General features: G+C 65.7%; 16 protein-coding genes. 11 read left to right on the top strand and 5 right to left on the bottom strand.

Features of this window, described 5'->3' with window-relative positions:
* Positions 1-143 precede the first annotated feature (143 nt).
* Positions 144-908 (top strand): transcriptional regulator GlcC, encoded by a 765-nt coding sequence (gene glcC / locus AC6LJW_RS07620; protein WP_056571113.1) that lies wholly within the window; start codon positions 144-146, stop codon positions 906-908.
* Between the two features lie 30 nt (positions 909-938).
* Here the strand turns inward: glcC and AC6LJW_RS07625 are convergent, their stop codons facing one another.
* The 5 genes from AC6LJW_RS07625 to AC6LJW_RS07645 form a co-directional block, all read right to left on the bottom strand.
* Positions 939-2,057, bottom strand: coding sequence for a saccharopine dehydrogenase family protein (locus AC6LJW_RS07625; protein ID WP_056571115.1), 1,119 nt, complete (start codon positions 2,055-2,057; stop codon positions 939-941).
* 206 nt (positions 2,058-2,263) lie between these two features.
* Complete coding sequence (locus AC6LJW_RS07630) at positions 2,264-2,659, bottom strand: DUF4148 domain-containing protein (protein ID WP_082579055.1); 396 nt, start codon at positions 2,657-2,659, stop codon at positions 2,264-2,266.
* 264 nt (positions 2,660-2,923) lie between these two features.
* Positions 2,924-3,328, bottom strand: a complete 405-nt coding sequence (locus tag AC6LJW_RS07635) for a DUF1090 domain-containing protein (protein WP_400522197.1) — start codon at positions 3,326-3,328, stop codon at positions 2,924-2,926.
* 131 nt (positions 3,329-3,459) lie between these two features.
* Positions 3,460-4,386, bottom strand: a complete 927-nt coding sequence (gene ubiA, locus AC6LJW_RS07640; RefSeq protein WP_056571120.1) for a 4-hydroxybenzoate octaprenyltransferase — start codon at positions 4,384-4,386, stop codon at positions 3,460-3,462.
* Positions 4,387-4,508: 122 nt separating this feature from the next.
* Positions 4,509-5,705 carry an aminotransferase-like domain-containing protein gene (locus AC6LJW_RS07645; RefSeq protein ID WP_498086897.1) on the bottom strand — a complete coding sequence of 399 codons (1,197 nt, stop codon included), beginning with the start codon at positions 5,703-5,705 and terminating at the stop codon, positions 4,509-4,511.
* Between the two features lie 142 nt (positions 5,706-5,847).
* Here AC6LJW_RS07645 and AC6LJW_RS07650 point away from each other — a divergent pair, with 142 nt between their 5' ends.
* The 10 genes from AC6LJW_RS07650 to aspS all read left to right on the top strand — a co-directional run bounded on the left by AC6LJW_RS07650 (position 5,848) and on the right by aspS (position 16,738).
* Entirely contained in the window at positions 5,848-6,333 is a 486-nt protein-coding gene (locus AC6LJW_RS07650; protein WP_056571124.1) for a free L-methionine (R)-S-oxide reductase MsrC, read from the top strand.
* A gap of 342 nt (positions 6,334-6,675) precedes the next feature.
* The gene (dapA, locus tag AC6LJW_RS07655; RefSeq protein ID WP_056571126.1) at positions 6,676-7,590 is read left to right on the top strand and encodes a 4-hydroxy-tetrahydrodipicolinate synthase; all 915 of its coding nucleotides are present in this window, start codon (positions 6,676-6,678) and stop codon (positions 7,588-7,590) included.
* A gap of 101 nt (positions 7,591-7,691) precedes the next feature.
* Entirely contained in the window at positions 7,692-8,477 is a 786-nt protein-coding gene (locus tag AC6LJW_RS07660) for a sterol desaturase family protein (RefSeq protein WP_498086898.1), read from the top strand.
* Positions 8,477-9,403, top strand: coding sequence for a fatty acid desaturase (locus AC6LJW_RS07665; RefSeq protein ID WP_235512344.1), 927 nt, complete (start codon positions 8,477-8,479; stop codon positions 9,401-9,403). The genes AC6LJW_RS07660 and AC6LJW_RS07665 overlap by 1 nt, the downstream gene beginning before the upstream one ends.
* A 35-nt stretch (positions 9,404-9,438) precedes the next feature.
* Positions 9,439-11,379, top strand: coding sequence for an iron-containing redox enzyme family protein (locus AC6LJW_RS07670; RefSeq protein WP_498086899.1), 1,941 nt, complete (start codon positions 9,439-9,441; stop codon positions 11,377-11,379).
* Complete coding sequence (locus AC6LJW_RS07675) at positions 11,376-12,272, top strand: DUF6999 family protein (RefSeq protein ID WP_056571132.1); 897 nt, start codon at positions 11,376-11,378, stop codon at positions 12,270-12,272. Before AC6LJW_RS07670 ends, AC6LJW_RS07675 begins: the two co-directional genes overlap by 4 nt.
* Positions 12,273-12,396: 124 nt before the next feature.
* The gene (locus AC6LJW_RS07680) at positions 12,397-13,680 is read left to right on the top strand and encodes a putative Na+/H+ antiporter (protein ID WP_498086900.1); all 1,284 of its coding nucleotides are present in this window, start codon (positions 12,397-12,399) and stop codon (positions 13,678-13,680) included.
* 206 nt (positions 13,681-13,886) lie between these two features.
* Positions 13,887-14,231 carry an FmdB family zinc ribbon protein gene (locus AC6LJW_RS07685; RefSeq protein WP_056571136.1) on the top strand — a complete coding sequence of 115 codons (345 nt, stop codon included), beginning with the start codon at positions 13,887-13,889 and terminating at the stop codon, positions 14,229-14,231.
* Positions 14,232-14,248: 17 nt separating this feature from the next.
* Positions 14,249-14,914: a DUF502 domain-containing protein gene (locus tag AC6LJW_RS07690; protein WP_369819008.1), complete on the top strand. Its 666-nt coding sequence runs from the start codon at positions 14,249-14,251 to the stop codon at positions 14,912-14,914.
* Positions 14,915-14,950: 36 nt separating this feature from the next.
* A complete protein-coding gene (gene aspS / locus AC6LJW_RS07695) occupies positions 14,951-16,738 on the top strand; it encodes an aspartate--tRNA ligase (protein ID WP_056571139.1) in 1,788 nt (595 codons plus the stop codon).
* Positions 16,739-16,974 lie beyond the last annotated feature (236 nt).

Raw genomic sequence — 16,974 nt, forward strand, 5'->3', positions numbered from 1 at the left:
AAACCCGGTGGTCATACCAGTTTGTGCGTCGAGCGCCGGGCAGAGTGCCGATTTTTATGGTTTGATATCAGCCACTTACCGAGGCAAGGCCGAGCCGCGCGAGCGCCGACCGCGCATGGTCATACCACTGGTGCGGAGATTGCATGCACGCGGAAATTGAAGAGAAGCCCCGTCAGGTGGCCGATGAAGTGGCCGAACGTATTGAACGGCTGATTCTGGACGGCGTCCTCAAGGCGGGCCAGGCCCTGCCGTCCGAACGGCGGCTGACCGAAAAGCTGGGCGTATCGCGCACGGCGCTGCGCGAAGGCCTGAAACTGCTGCGCGCGCGCGAGATCATTCATACGGCGCAGGGCAAGGGTTCGTTCGTCGCGCGCATTTCGAAGGTGGACGCCGGGCCGCTGATGCACCTGTTCAATTCGCAGCCGCGCACGCTGTACGACCTGCTGGAAGTGCGATCGCTGCTGGAGGCCGAGTCCGCGCGGCTGGCGGCCATCCGCGGGACCGAGGCCGACTTCATCATGATCCGGCGCCGGTATGACGAGATGGTGTCCGCGCAGGGCGCCGCCACCGATACCGCCACGCACGCGCATCTGGACCACGCCTTTCATCTGGCGATCTGCGAGGCCTCGCACAATCCCGTGCTGGTGCACACGCTGCAATCGCTGACGGATCTGCTGCTGGGATCGGTGTTTGCATGCGTGAACAACCTGTACCACCGCGAACCGGAAAAACGGCAGATCGACCGCCAGCACACGCGGCTGTTCAACGCCGTGATCGGACGCCAGCCTGAACAGGCGCGCAAGGCCGCGGCCGATCATGTGGACAGCGTGCGCCAGAGCCTGTCGGATATCGAGCAGGAAGAGCAGCGGCTGGTGCGCGCGACGCTGCGCCTGGAAGGCTGGACGTAGCGTCGCGCGCGGCCGCAGGCGATTCCGGTTCTAGCGGTCGGCCACGGCGCAGCCGGCCAGCGCCAGCGGCTTGCCCGCGTAGATGCGGCCAAAGCGGTTGGAGAGTAATGCCTCCAGGCCGATGGCCTCCTGCCCCACGAAACCCTGTTGCGGCAAACTGCCGTGCGCCACCAGATCGAGCGCGGCGCAGATGCCGGCAGCGGTGGACAGTTGGATCGCGCTCAGGCGATGGCCGTCGACTTCGGCGCCGAACACGCGAATCGGATACGACTCTTCTTCCAGACGGCCGTGGCGGTAGCCGGAGGCCGATGCCTGGATCACGATCACGTCCTGTTCGGTGGTGGGGATGGCCGACTCGAAGATGTCCTTGAGCAGGTCGCGGCGGTCGCGCAGGCGCAGGTCGTTGAGCAGCAGCTTCATGATGTTGCAGTGGCCGGGATAGCGCACCGACTTGTAGTCGACGTTGCGCGCACGGCCCAGCAGCGTGGCGGGCAAGGTGCCCAGGCCGCCGGAGGTGTTGAAGGCTTCGTACTCCACGCCGTCCAGCGCGAAGGTTTCGTAACCTTCCAGCGCGGGCACGCTGGTGAGCTGGCCGTCGACGATCGCCTCGCACGGGTTGCAGTATTCGTTGATCAGCCCTTCGGTGCTCCACGTCAGGTTGTAGCGCAGGCTGTTGGAGGGATAGCGCGGCAGCGCGCCGACGCGCATGCGCAGGTCGAGCAAGGTGTCGAAGCGGCGCGCCAGCGCGTTGCCGACGATACCAATGAAGCCGGGCGCCAGGCCGCATTGGGGCATGAGCACGCCGCCGGTGTCATTGCCCAGCGCCTGGATTGCATGGGTGCTGGCCACGTCTTCGGTCAAATCGAAGTAATGCACGCCGGCCTTCGCACACAGGCCCGCCACCGAGATCGCGCGATGAAACGGTAGCGCATTGACCACCGCGTATGCGCCTTCGATGCAGCGGGCCACGCCGGCATCGTCGCTGACCTGACGTGTCTCGCAGCCCAGTTCGGCAAGCACGGCCAGCCGGCTGGCGTCCTGGTCCGCGACAAGGACGGAATAGTCGCCGCTGCGTTCCAGCATCAGCGCGATCGCAAAACCGATTTTTCCGGCGCCCAGCAGAACGATGGGCTTGGTGTGCGTGGACATGGTGCGGCTCCTGCAAATGAGAGGGAAGGGAAGTGGCCCCATCCTATGCGGGAGTGCTGTCGATTTGTAGCGGCTAAAGCGTCGTATCGGCCGTAAGTTACGTCGTTATGACCTTTGAAGCCGTTGAAACGTCAAACAAAAAGCCCCTCTGGCTTGTGGCCAGAGGGCTGCCTGGTAGCGGATTCACGGCCGGCGTGGCCCGTGGATCAGCTGCCCAGGTGGGGGGGATAGTCCAGGTTGCCGAAAGTCACCAGGCCTTCGGTCTTGGCTTGCGCCAGTTGCGATTCAACTTGGGCGCGGGTCAGCGACGTGGCGGAAGCCGAGGCGGCGACGGGCGGGTAGTCCATGTTGCCGAAGGTCACTTGGCCGGCGTTCTTGGCCTGGGCCAGTTCGGCTTGGACTTGCTGCGAGGTCAGGCTGGAGTGTTGAGCGATGGGGGCGGGATAGCCTTCTTCGCCGAACGTGTATTGGCCCGAAACCTTGGCTTGTTGCAGTTCAGCTTGAACTTGAGCGCGGGTGGGAGCTTGGTCGGCTTCGGCGGCTTGAGCGCCAGCAGCCAGAACAGACATGGACAGCATCAGTGCGGTAGCAAGGGTTTTCATGGCAGACCTCCGAGTCTTGTGAGCTTGGGATTCGAGCCCTAGGCCTGACTGCCTGGGGCTCGCTTGCTGTGTCCCGATGAGAGGCATTCTGTGCCTAAACAACCCTGGGATAAACCCTTATTACCTGAAAACATCTTTCCAAAATCATGGCTAATCGGTTTGGATTGTCCATGTTGGCGCCATGGGTGGCGATATTTCCATTGCGTGACGTGTCAGATGTGCGGCCAGCGCGTGCGGACGCGCTGGCCCGTGGGTGGCGCCGCGTCAGCGGTTCAGATCGGCCAATGCGTCGTTGTATTCGGTCTGCGCTTCTTCAAGCTTGCGCTGGGCCTTGTCGATCTTGTCCTGCTTGCCCTTGGCCTTCGCCTCTTTGAGCTCCTGCTGGCGTTCGGCGACCTTGGATTGCTTTTCGCGGACATCGGCTTCGCGTTGGGATTGCAGGCGGCTGTCGGTGCAGCTTGCCTTGGCCTCGGACAGCGCCTTGCGCAGGCCCGCCTCGCGGCGCGAGTTGTTCTGTGCCTGCGCCGCGGCGATGTCGTTTTCGATGTGGCAAAACTTGGCCTCGCAACCGCGCAGCGGGGCGCAATCGGTGGCGGCTTGTGCCGGCAGCGTGGCAAAGAGGGCGCACACAGCGGCGGCGGTGGTCAGGGATTTGATCATTGCGGGCATGCGGTGACTCCGTGACGTGGGGGTGGAAAGCCCATCATCGCCCGCGGTTGGCAATCCCGCAAATGGACGACACGATTGGTTTGGGGGCGGCTGGGCCCCCATCGCCAATGCTGCGCGTCAACCGCGCCGCATCAGCGGATCACCGTGCCGGCGAGCGCCGCCACGACCAGCAACGCGCCCAGCCACAGGTTGGCGCGGAACAGCATGAAGTTACGGTGGGGATGCTGGATGTCGAAGACCTTCAATTGCCAGGCAAGATGCGCGGCCACGGCCACCATGCCGACCTGATACGCCCACGACAGGCCGATTGCATAACCGCCCCAGGCCCACAGCAGCACGGTGCCGAGATAGAACCCGCCGATCCAGAGCTTGCCCTGGTCGCCGAAACGCATGGCGGTCGAGTGCAGGCCCACGCTGCGGTCGTCGCGCACGTCGACGTACGCGTAGATGCTGTCGTACCCCACCTGCCACAGCACCGCGCCCAGCCACATGGCGATGGCGGCGAGCGGCACGTGATTCTGCGTGTCCGACCAGGCCATCAGCATGCCCCAGTTGAAGCAGATGCCCAGCACGACCTGCGGCCAGTAGGTGACGCGCTTGCACAGCGGATAGATGAAGACGAAGGGCAGCACCGCCACGGCCAGCCAGCGGCTCATGTCGTTCAGGAAGAACAGCAGCGACCCGCAGACCAGCAACTGGCCCAGTAGGAACCACACGGCGTTCTTCATCGACAACTGGCCGCTGGTCAGCGGACGGAAGCGCGTGCGCTCGACGTGCTTGTCGAAGTCGCGGTCGCACATGTCGTTGACCGTGCAGCCGATGCCGCGCATCAACAGGGCGCCCAGCGAGAAGACGATCAGGCGTTGCAGGTCGGGCAGACCGCCCGCAGCCTGGACCAGCGCGGCGATGGCCGGCAGCAGCGTCAGCCACGTGCCGATGGGACGGTCCAGGCGGCACAGCCGCGCGTAGGGCCGCCACGACTTCGGGAGCCAGCGTTCGACCCAGTCGGTGAAGACGATGTCACTGAGATCGGCGGGGGATTGTTGCGAAGCGCTCACTGTCACGGTCAAAAGTGGTCGGGAAAGCCGACAGCATAAAACAACGGCCGGGCATCGCGCCCGGCCGATCGGTGTTCAAGGCCTCCGCGTGGTCCCTGGCGGGACGTCGGCGGTGAAACCCGTCATTCCGCCTTCAGCAGCTTGCCCAGGATGGCGATGCCGGTGCGGATCTTGTCTTCCGGCACGGTGGCGAAACTGAGGCGCAGCGTGTTGCGCTTGCCTTCGCCGCTGTAGAACGGCGCGCCGGGCACGAAGGCCACGTTCTGCGCGATGGCCTTTTCCAGCAGCTTGGTGCTGTCGATGTGCTCGGGCAGCGTCAGCCAGATGAACATGCCGCCTTCCGGCTTGGTCCAGGTGACGGTGGACGGGAATTCCCTCTGGATGGCGTCCAGCATGCAGCTGCCCTGGGCGCGGTAGATCTCGCGCACGTTGGGCAGGTGTTCGGCCAGGAAGCCGTCCTTGACGATCTCGTACACGGCCATCTGCGTCAGCGTGGGCGTGTGCAGGTCGGTTGCCTGCTTGGCTTGCACCAGCTTGTTGATGAGCGCGCGGCCGCCGGCGATGTAGCCCAGGCGCAGGCCGGGGGCCAGCACCTTGGAGAACGTGCCCAGGCGCACGACGTTGGCGCCGTACTCCTTGGCCAGCGCAATCAGGCCGGGCTGCGGCTCGCCTGCGTAGCGCAGTTCGCCGTAGGGATCGTCCTCGACAATGACCAGGCCCAGTTCGGCGGCGCGCTTGACCAGCGCGATGCGGCGTTCCAGGTTGAGCGTGCGGCCGGTCGGGTTCTGGAAGTTGGGCAGGGCGTACAGGAAGCGGGCGCCGTCAGCCAGTTCGGGCGTGATCGCTTCGGGGATCAGGCCGCCTTCGTCGGTGGGCACCGGCACGAAGTTCGGCTGGTACAGGCTGAACGATTGCAGCGCGCCCAGGTAGCTGGGGTCTTCGACCAGCACCTTGCTGTCCTTGTCGATCAGCACCTTGCCCAGCAGATCCAGCGCCTGCTGCGAGCCGGACACGATCAGGACCTGGTCGGGGGCGATGTCGGCGCCGGAGGCGGTCAGGTCATCGGCGACCCACTTGCGCAGGGGAGCGTAGCCTTCGGTGGGACCGTACTGCAGGGCCGCGCGGCCGTTGGTGGACAGTACCTTGTCGAATGCCGCACGCACCACTTCTACCGGGAAGCCGCCGGGCGCGGGCAGGCCGCCTGCGAACGAAATGACTTCGGGGCGCTCGGTTACCTTGAGAATCTCGCGGATGGCGGAGCTGGTGAGTTGCAGGGCGCGTTCCGAAAAGGAAAACGCAGGTTCGATAGGCTTGTCCATGGAGTGCTTCTTGATCAAGAAGGGTGGGTCGGTTGATACGTTTGACAACGAAGTATTGTCCCACACGGTAACAGTCCGGCCCCTTTAACGGGTGGAACCCCTAAAATCACCTGCATCGATAACCGCCAGTACAGTTACATCCATGTTCGAAGCCGCTCCCATCACCGCCGAGTCCAAAGCCGCCCTGTATGCCGAACTGGCAGTCCAGGCGCGTGCGTTGCTGGAAGGCGAGCCCGACCGCATCGCCAATGCCGCCAACCTGAGCGCGCTGGCGTTCCAGGCCTTGCCCGACCTGAACTGGGTGGGTTTTTATTTCTTTGACGGCACGGAACTGGTCCTGGGACCGTTCCAGGGCAAGCCCGCGTGCGTGCGCATTCCGCTCAATCGCGGCGTGTGCGGCGCGGCCGCCAGCCAGCGTCAGACGCAGCTCGTGCCGGACGTGCATGCCTTTCCCGGCCACATCGCCTGCGACGCGGCCTCGCGTTCCGAAATCGTGGTGCCGCTGGTGCACAAGGGCGAACTGATCGGCGTCTGGGACGTGGACAGCCCCGTGCCGGACCGGTTCGACGAAGACGACCGCAAGGGCATGGAAGCGCTGTGCGCGGTGTTCCTGGCGACGCTCAGCTGAACCCCGTCCCGCAGCGCTGCCGGGCGACCGCCTTGCCGCCGCGTTGACACCGACGCGCCCGCCCGGTAGATTTCTGCAACCGCCGCTTATCGCGTCCCGCTCATCCATGATTCATCAGGCCCCCCAGACTGCTAGCCGACTCCGCGCCCTTGGCGTGGTGCTGGCTGCCGCCGGCCTGAAATCCAAAAAACAGCCGCTCATCTGACCGGAGCATGCTGTTCCGTCAGATGGGCGACGGAACAGCGGCCTCCTGGCGGCGCTTTGGCGCCTCTGCGCGCACCCCCTGACATCCCGAGCACTTCTGTACGGTCCCCCCAACGGTCCATACGAAGGAGTGTTCTCATGCAATCAAATCAATCTCTGTTCCAGGGCGTCTGGGTGCCGCTGGTCACGCCGTTTTCCGGCGGCCATGTCGATGGCGGGGCGCTGCGCCGCCTCGTGCGCCACTACGTGGCCGCGGGCGTTGACGGGCTGGTCGTGTGCGGCAGCACGGGCGAGGCCGCGGCGCTGGACGATGCCGAACAGCTCGCCGTGCTGGATGCGGTGCTGGCCGAGGCGGGCGGCCTGCCCATCGTCATGGGGCTGGCGGGCAATCATCAGGGCCACGTGCTGCAGCGGCTGACGGCGTTCGGCACGCGGCCGCTGGCCGGCATCCTGGCGCCCGCGCCGTACTACGTGCGGGCGGGCCAGGAAGGGGCCGCGGCGTACTTCCGCTGCCTGGCCGATGCCTCGCGTTTTCCGCTGGTGCTCTACGACATTCCGTACCGGACGGGCACCACGCTGGAAACGCCGACGCTGCTGGCGCTGGCCGCGCATCCCAACATTGCCGCCATCAAGGACTGCGGCGGCTCGCTGGACAAGACGGTGGCGCTGATCAACGATGGTCAGTTGAATGTGCTGGCGGGCGAGGACCTGCAATCGCTGTCCGCGATGTGCCTGGGCGCCACGGGCATGATCGCCGCCGCGGCGCACCTGCGTCCCGATCTGTTCGTGGCGATGCACCGCGCGGTGCAAGCCCAGCGGCTGGACGATGCTCGCGCGCTGTTCCATGCGCTGGCGCCGGTCATCCAGCTGGTGTTCGGAGAGCCGAATCCCGGTCCGCTGAAGGCTGCGCTTGCACGGCAGGGGTTGCTGTCGAATGAACTGCGTCTGCCCATGCTGCCGGCCAGCGCGGCGCTCGCGGCGCGATTGGATGCCGCCGTGGACGCGGTGGACCGCCAGTTTCCGGCGCACGAGCCCGCCCTGCGCGCCGCATGAGCGCTTTGTGGCGTCCGGATTCAATTGGTAATAAATGACCTACCGGGAAGCTGACGGATTGCTTATGATGCGGCCATTCTTCGGGGTGAAACAAAACCTTCATGGGTCAAGCTTTTGAAGCCTTGTCCGCCTGGCAGGTCATGCTGGCGGGGCTGCTTTTCTTCGGCGGCATCTACCTGGTCTTTGGCGCGGCCACGTGGTTGCTGACCCGGCACATCCTGCCGGCCCTTGGCCTGGGCCGGCCGCTCGATCCACGGCCGCTTGCGCCCGGCCAGTTGCGCCGCGAGCTGGCGCAGTCCGGCCTGTCGATCCTGCTGTTCGGCACCGGCATGATTTTTCCGTGGGGCCTCTTGCAACTGGGATGGGCGCGCCTGGACCCGGACGCGAGCGGGCAGAAGATCGTGCTGGAAATCCTGGCGCTGGTGGCCTGGAACGACGTGCATTTCTGGATCAATCACCGCCTGCTGCACACGCGCCTGCTGCGCCGCTTTCACCTGCCGCATCACCGTTCGGTGGTGACGACGCCGTTTTCGACCTACAGCTTTCACCCCATCGAAGCGCTGATGCTGGGCAACGTGATCCTGCTGCCCATGGTGGTGCACGATTTCAGCTTCTGGTCGCTGTTGTCGGTGCCGATTTTCAGCCTGTTCTTCAATTGCATCGGCCACGCCAACTACGATTTCTTTCCCAGGGTCTCGTACGCGCACTGGTTCGCCGCCAGCCGCCGGCACCATCTGCACCATGCCTGCTACAACGGCAACTACGGCTTCCAGTTCACCTTCATGGATCGCCTGTTCCGCACGCGGTTGGGGGCGGAGGCCGCCGAGCGACAGCTGGAAGCCTACCGGCAGCGTGAGTCCGGCGCCGGCGTGCGAGGCTCCGCATAGTGGCGGCAAGTATTGGCCCGAATGCACCGATTGGCCCGCGGCGCGCGCTGCCGGCGCTGCGCAACCGGCGCGATTGGCAGAGCCTGGCCTATCTGGCCGCGCTGCCGCTGCTGGCGGCCTGGCAGTGGTTCAACGGGTTCTGGTGGCCGGCCTACGCGCTGATGCTGTTTTTGACCCTGGGCATTGGCGTCATCCATCACAACCACACGCACATCCGGATGTGGCGCGGCCGCTGGGCCAACCGCACGACCGATTTCTGGATCACGCTGCTGCAGGGCCATCCGACGTTCGTGTTCTATCCGGCCCACGTGGCCAATCATCACCGCTACAAGCATGGCGAGCGCGACGTGGCGCGCACGTACCGGTTTGGCGGCGACACCAATCACCTGTGGGGCTACATCATCCATCCCGTGCAAGCGGCCTGGGTGCTGTATCCGCTGTTTTTCGCGTGGCTGGGCCGGCTGCGCCGCCATTGGCCCGGCGCCTGGCGCTACTGCATGGCGCAGTACGGCGCGTGGCTGGGCTTGTGGGCCGGGCTGATCGCAGTGAACCCGGTCAAGGCGCTGGTGTTCGTGATTGTTCCGCAGTTGCACGGCCTGCATTGGCTGCTGGCCACCAATTACCTGCAGCACGCGCATGCGGACGGCGGGCCACGGCACATCGCGGGCCTGAACTACGCGCGCAATTTCGAGGGGCTGGTCAATCCGCTGCTCTTCAACATCGGCCTGCACACCGCGCATCACGAGCATCCGCGCGCGCACTGGTCCGAACTGACCGTCCTGCATCATGACCACTACCGCAGCCGCGTGCGCGCCGAACTGAATGAACGCGGCCTCGTGCCCTATATGTTCCGCGTCTTCGTGCTGGCCGCTTTCGTGCCGCGCTTGCGCAGCCGTTCCTGCATGGCGCCCGAGCACGTCCGCTAGCGCCGCACCCCCCATTTCCCAACCAGAGATCCGCCATGCCCATTGCGTTTCATCGTGTCTACCTGGAAAGCGCCGGTTATTTCATGCCGGGCGAGCCCGTGTCCAACGAGGCCATGGACGACTACATCGCGCCGCTGAACCGCATGTCCAGCCGGATCAAGAGCCGCATCCTGACCGAGAACGGCATCAAGCAGCGCTACTACGCGATTGATCGCGAGGGCGCGACGGTGTTCTCCAATGCGCAGCTCGCGGCCAACGCGATTCGCGATTGCCTGCGGCGCCACGACACCGATCTGTCGGCCGTGTCGTTGCTGGCGAGCGGTTCGTCCGGCGGCGATGCGCTGATGCCGGGCTTTTCCAACATGATCCAGGGCGAGCTGGCCGCGCCGCCGATGGAAACGCTGTCGGTGCATGGCATCTGCGCCGCGGGCGTGTCGGCGATCCAGGCAGCCGCGCAAGGCGTGGAGCTGGGCGCGCATGCCAGCGCGTTGGCCGTGGCCAGCGAACTGCCGTCGCGCCTGTTCAAGCGCTCGCGCTTTGCCGCGCGCGGGTACGACGCCGACTTCGACGCGCACTTCCTGCGCTGGATGCTGTCGGACGGCGCCGGCGCGGTGCTGCTGGGCAATGGCGAGCGGCCGCTGCCCGGCGCCTCGCAGGGCGTGCGGCTGCGCTTGAAGTGGGTGCATCAGCGCTCGTTCTCGGGCGACTATCCGGTGTGCATGCAGCTTGGGCTGTCCGCCGACCGGAGCAAGGGGCATCTGGACTACCCGTCCTGGAACGAGGCCGAGGCCGATGGCGCGCTGTCGCTGCGCCAGGACATCCGCCTGTTGCCGCATCTGTTCGACATCGGCATCCATGAGTACGCCAAGCTGGTGCGCGACGGCTGGGTGGATCCGGATCAGGTCGATCACTTCCTGTGTCATTACTCGTCGGAAAAATTCATCCCGGTCGTGGAAGACCTGATGGAAAAGGCCGGCCTGGTGATCCCGCGCGAGCGCTGGTTCAGCAACCTGGCGTGGCGCGGCAACACGGGCGCCGCCTCCATCATGATCATGCTGGCCGAGTTTTTGGAAACGCGCGAGGTCAGGCCGGGCGAGCAGATCTTCTGCTACATCCCCGAATCCGGGCGCTTCATGGCGGCCTATATGCTGCTGGAAGCCGAAGCGGTGCACGCAAAGCCCGCAGTTGCCGCTGGGGCGCCGGGCGCCGCTGCGTCGGGCGCCGCCGCGCGCGAGGATGCGGCGTCCGTCGACGCCGACGCCATCGCGCCGCCGCATGATCCCGACATGGCGCCGCAAGGCCTGGGCCAACTGCTGACGGAGCTGGCGGCGATCTGGCACGACTACCGTTCGCGCGTGTGGCGCACGCCGGTGGTCCGCCGCCTGCGAAACCGCCAGTTCCAGACCGCGGATTACCTGACGTGGATGGAGAACTGGATTCCGCAGGTGCGCGAGGGCAGCAAGTGGATGCGTGAGGGCGCCGCGTCGCTGACCGAGCAGTACGCGCCGCTGGCCGCGCTGATCGACATGCACGCGGGCGAGGAGCAGAACGACTTCCAGATATTGTTCGACGACTACCGCACCGCCGGCGGCACGGTGGACAGCATCGACGCCCTGCGCCGCAATCCCGGCGGCGAGGCGCTCAATGCCTACCTGCACAGCCTGGCCGCCACGCGTGATCCGATCGGGCTCCTGGGCGCCATCTACATCATCGAGGGCACGGGTCAGCGCATCGTGCCGGCGCTGCTGCCGCTGCTCAAGGCCAGCCTGAAGCTGCCGCCCGACGCCTTCCGCTTCCTGGAATACCACGGCCACAACGATGAGCACCATCTGGCGCGCTGGCTGTCGGCCGTGGAGCTGGCGCTCGATTGCGACGAGGACGGCCGCGCCGAGCAGCGCATCGTCGACACCGCGCGCCGCACGGCGGCGCTTTATCTGATGCAGTTTCATCACGTGATGGAGGCGGACGCGGCATGAACAAGGAGCCCGAATTCCTTGCCCGGGAGCACGATCCCGCGGATCCCAGCCCTTGGCTCGCGCTGTACCTGGACCGCAGCACACCGCTGCCGGACAAGGTCAAGAAGGCCTGGCTGACGGATTCCAGCTGCGCGTCGCGCCAGTACCTGCTGCCGTTCCTGCGGCCGCTTGCGCGCGCCTTCATCATCCTGATCCAGGTCATCAAGACGTTCCTGCCGCGCCGCTGGTCGCATTCCCGGGTGCTGCACCGCATTCTGGCGTGGGGATTGAAGCGCTTCGTGTCGCCCGAGGCCAACTGGCTGATCCTGCGGCACTTTCACCTGGGGGCGCAGGCGCTGGCGTTCATCGCCGCGAACTCACCGGTGCCCGTCAGCACCACGCCGCTCGAGCCGATGACGATCGACGACCTGAAGGACGATCTGTTCGTCAAGCACGACCTGAATCTCTTCAACTTCGTCATCCGGCTGAACCAGGCGCTGCGCGATGCGGGCGTGGAAATGCACGCGCCGCAGACGGTGGACTTTTCCATGCTGCGCGACCCGCCGATCCGGCTGGAGGACATGCCGCAAGGCAAGCTGAACTTCCTGGACCTGCAAAGCGCCATCGAACTGTTCACGCCGCTGTATCAACTGCTGCTGACCGACAACGATTTCTGGCGCGCGGCCAATTCGCTGCAGCTCGATGAGACCGTCGGCATCTATGCGGCCAAGCTGCTGGGCGCGCCGCAGCACCTGATTCTGGTCAACAACAGCCATCCGCTGGTGCCGATGTCCACGTTGCGGGCGGGCTACCGGCTGGTGCTGCACGGGCTGTCCACCGAGATGCTGCATAGCCTGCTGATGGAGATGAAGGCGGCGCAGGCGGGCGCCGAACCGCCGGCCCCGATCGCGTAGAAAAGGCGGCAGGGATCAGTGTTGACCCTGCGTTACACCGGCGTGCCGCTGGGCTATATTGCGACGCTTGTCCGACAAGCCCGCCCGAGCGCGTATCCCCCGGGCGTCATAGGAATTGCTGCACATGCCCCAGACGCTAGAAGTCATCGCCACCCTCCTGTTTGCCGTGGCGGTTCTTCACACCTTCTCGGTTCCCTTCTTCGCGCGCCTGGCGCATCAGGGCGGACCGCACGCGGGCTTCTGGCACCTGTTTTCCGAGGTCGAGGCCGTCTTCGGCGTCTGGGCCTTCGCACTGATCGTGGCCATGGCGGCGCTGGCCGGGCCGTCGGCCGCGATCGACTACATGGACACGCGCAACTTCACGGAGCCGCTGTTCGTGTTCGTGATCATGGTGGTGGCGGCGAGCCGGCCGATTCTTGAGCTGGTGGGGCTGCTGGTCCGCCTGGTGGCGCGGGTCCTGCCGATGCCGCGCGAGCTGTCGACCTTCTTCGTGGTGATGGCCATGGTGCCGCTGGGCGGCTCGTTCATCACCGAGCCTGCCGCGATGACGCTGGCCGCCATCCTGCTGCGCGACGCGTACTTCCGCAGCAGCGGCCGGACCGGTTTCAAGTACCTGACCCTGGGTGTGCTGTTCGTCAACGTGTCCATCGGTGGCGTGCTGACGTCGTACGCCGCGCCGCCCGTCCTGATGGTGGCGGGCACGTTCGGCTGGGATTCGGCGTTCATGCTGCAGCACTTCGGCTGGCGCGCGGCAGTGGCGGTCGTCCTGAATGCGGGTCTGCTGACGTTCATCTGCCGCAAGGCGCTGCTTGAAGGCGCGGTGGGCACGCGGGGCGGCGTCGATGCCCCGGACGGCGCGGGCAAGCGCCCGCCGGTGCCTGCCATCGTGATTCTGGTGCACCTGGTGTTCCTGATCGCCATCGTGCTGACCGCGCATCATCCGGCCATTTTTCTGGGCCTCTTGATGATGTTCATCGGGTTTTCCGAGGCCTACAAGCGGCACCAGGACCGCCTGATGATCAAGGAAGGCCTGATGGTGGGTTTTTTCCTGGCCGGGCTGGTGGTGCTGGGCGGCTTGCAGAAGTGGTGGTTGCAGGATCTGCTGGGGGGGCTGGAGCCTTTTGTCCTCTTTTGGGGGGCCACCGCGCTCACGGCCATCACCGACAACGCGGCGCTCACCTACCTGGGGTCGCTCGTGGAAGGCACCAGCGAGGCCTGGCGCTACATGCTGGTGGCCGGCGCAGTCACGGGCGGCGGGTTGACGGTGATCGCCAACGCGCCCAATCCGGCTGGGTTCGCAATCCTGAAGAATCATTTCCCGGATGGCAGCATTTCGTCCGGGCGCCTGTTCCTGTGCGCCCTGGGACCCACCTTGGTGGCCGCCGTGATGTTCCTGCTGCCCGTGTAGGGAAAGGCCCGCCCGCACCGGGGAGGCCATCCCCCGGCCGTCGGCTGGCGGCCGGCAGGGCGGGGCGGACTCCGACGCTTTATGAAAAACCGCTAAAATTCAAGACTTTCCCGTATTTTTCCGGCCTTGCCCAGCCGCCGAGCCTTGCGCCCGCACGCGGCAGCAGGCGGAATTTGATATGCCGGGCTTGCGCCTGGGAGCCCTCGATGCCCATCTACGCCTATAAGTGCAGCGCCTGCGGCCACGCCAAAGACGTCTTGCAGAAGATTTCCGACGCGCCGCTTTCGGTCTGCCCCGAATGCGGCCAAAGCACGTTTTCCAAGCAGGTGACCGCGGCTGGATTCCAGCTCAAGGGATCCGGCTGGTATGTCACGGACTTCCGTAACAACGGCAGCGGCAACAGCAGCAGCGGCAACAGCAGCAACCCGGGCGCCGCCCCGGCAAGCGCGCCGGCCTCCGCTGACAGCGCCGCGCCCGCCGCCACGCCGGCTGCAGCGCCTGCCGCAGCCCCCGCGCCGACGACGCCTGCTGCCGGCAGCGCCGCTTCCTAGAGCGCATCGCGATGCGGATGCGCGTCATCAAGAAGTACTTCATCACCGGGCTGCTGATCTGGGTTCCCCTGGTCATCACGGTGTGGGTACTGGGACTGCTGGTCGCCACCCTGGAAGGGTTCGTGCCTGGCTTCCTGTCGTCCGAATCGCTGTTCGGCATCGACATTCCCGGTTTCCGCTTCGTCCTGGTCATCGTGGTGGTGCTTCTGACGGGCGTGTTCGCCGCCAACCTTATTGGCCGCACCATGGTGGACCAGTGGGAAACCCTGCTGGGCCGCATCCCGCTTGTGCGGTCCATCTACAACTCGGTCAAGCAGGTCAGCGATACCGTGCTTGCCCCCAACGGACAGGCGTTCCGCCGCGCGGTGCTGGTGCAGTATCCGCGGGCAGGCGCCTGGACCATTGCATTCGTCACCGGCACGCCCAGCGGTGAAGTGGCCGACAGCCTGCCTGGCGACCACATCAGCCTGTACGTGCCGACGACACCCAACCCCACATCCGGCTTTTTCCTGATGGTGCCTCGCGCCGAGGTCATCGACCTTCAGATGAGCGTGGACGCGGCTTTGAAGTACATCGTTTCCATGGGCGTGGTCGCCCCGGCCCCGGCGGCAACGCCCGTGGTCCGGCCGGCTGCGCTCTCTCCGGCGCCGGGCGTGCAGGACGCACCCCGCGCCGATTCGTAACCCTTACACACCAAGCACAAAACGGAGTCATCCCGCATGCGTACCTGCTACACCGGCCAGGTTTGCCGTGACCATCTCGGCCAGACCGTCACCCTGTACGGCTGGGTGAACCGCCGCCGCGACCACGGCGGGGTCATCTTCATCGACCTGCGCGACCGCGCCGGCCTTGCCCAGATCGTGTTCGATCCGGACAACGCCGCCTTCGCCACCGCCGAGCGCCTGCGCAATGAATTCTGCGTCCGCGTCACCGGCCTGGTGCGCGAGCGTCCGGCCGGCACGGCCAACGCCGAACTGGCCTCCGGCGAAATCGAAGTGCTCTGCAAGGAAGTCGAGATCCTGAACGCGTCGGTCACCCCGCCGTTCCAGCTGGATGACGACAACCTGTCGGAAACCACCCGCCTGACGCACCGCGTGCTGGACCTGCGCCGTCCGCAGATGCAGCGCAACCTGATGCTGCGCTACCGCGTGTCCATCGAAACCCGCAAGTTCCTGGACGAACTGGGCTTCATCGACATCGAAACGCCCATGCTGGCCAAGAGCACGCCCGAAGGCGCGCGCGACTACCTGGTGCCCTCGCGTGTGAACGCCGGCCACTTCTTCGCGCTGCCGCAGTCGCCGCAGCTCTTCAAGCAGATGCTGATGGTCTCGGGCTTTGACCGCTACTACCAGATCACCAAGTGCTTCCGCGACGAAGACCTGCGCGCCGACCGTCAGCCGGAATTCACCCAGATCGATTGCGAAACCTCGTTCCTGAACGAATTCGAAATCCGTGAAATCTTCGAGAACCTGATCCGCCATGTGTTCAAGGTGGTGCAGGGCGTCGACCTGCCGTCGCCGTTCCCGATCATGCCGTGGACCGAAGCGATGCGCCGCTACGGCTCGGACAAGCCCGATCTGCGCGTGCAGCTCGAGTTCACCGATATCACCGACGTCATGCGCGACGTGGACTTCAAGGTGTTTGCCGCCGCCGCCACGGCGCCGGGCAGCCGTGTGGTCGCCCTGCGCGTGCCCGGTGGCGCCGAGATGTCGCGCAGCGAGATCGACGCGTACACCCAGTTCGTCGGCATCTACGGCGCCAAGGGCCTGGCCTACATCAAGGTCAACGACGTGGCCAAGGGCCGCGACGGCCTGCAATCGCCCATCGTCAAGAACCTGCACGACGCTGCCCTGGCCGAACTGGTCAAGCGCACCGGCGCCCAGGACGGCGACATCATCTTCTTTGGCGCCGACCGCGAAAAGGTCGTCAACGACGCCATCGGCGCGCTGCGCGTGAAGATCGGTCACAGCGAATTCGGCAAGAAGACGGGCCTGTTCACGGCCGGCTGGAAGCCGCTGTGGGTGGTCGACTTCCCGATGTTCGAATACGACGAGGAAGACGGCCGCTACACCGCCGCCCACCACCCGTTCACCAGCCCCAAGGATGGCCACGAAGACTTCCTGGAATCCGATCCCAGCAAGGCGTTCGCCAAGGCCTACGACATGGTGCTGAACGGCTGGGAAATCGGCGGCGGCTCGGTCCGTATTCACCGTGAGGAAGTGCAGAGCAAGGTGTTCCGCGCGCTGAAGATCGGCGCCGAGGAAGCCCGCGAGAAGTTCGGCTACCTGCTGGACGCGCTGCAGTACGGCGCGCCTCCGCACGGCGGCATCGCCTTCGGCCTGGACCGCATCGTCACGATGATGACCGGCGCCGAATCGATCCGCGACGTCATCGCCTTCCCGAAGACTCAGCGCGCCCAGGACCTTCTGACGCAAGCGCCCTCGGAAGTCGACGAGAAGCAACTGCGCGAGCTGCACATCCGCCTGCGCAACGTCGAAAAAGCGTAGGAAGGCCCACCCCCGGAGCGCCTCCGGCGCTTCCCCCTCCAGGGGCCCGCTGGCGGACCGGCAGAGCCGGATCCGCTGCGGTGCGCTTGAGGTGCGCCGGTAGCTCGCGCTGCCGCAAAGATGGGAACGCCCGGCTGAAATGGAGTAATCTGGCTAACGCCGCCAAACACGGCGGCGGCTGGCCAGAGGACCTTCCGGGACCCGGCCGGCGGTTCTCAAGATTTGAAAGGCGCCAT

This window comes from Achromobacter sp. 1012554356 (genome assembly GCF_059760815.1).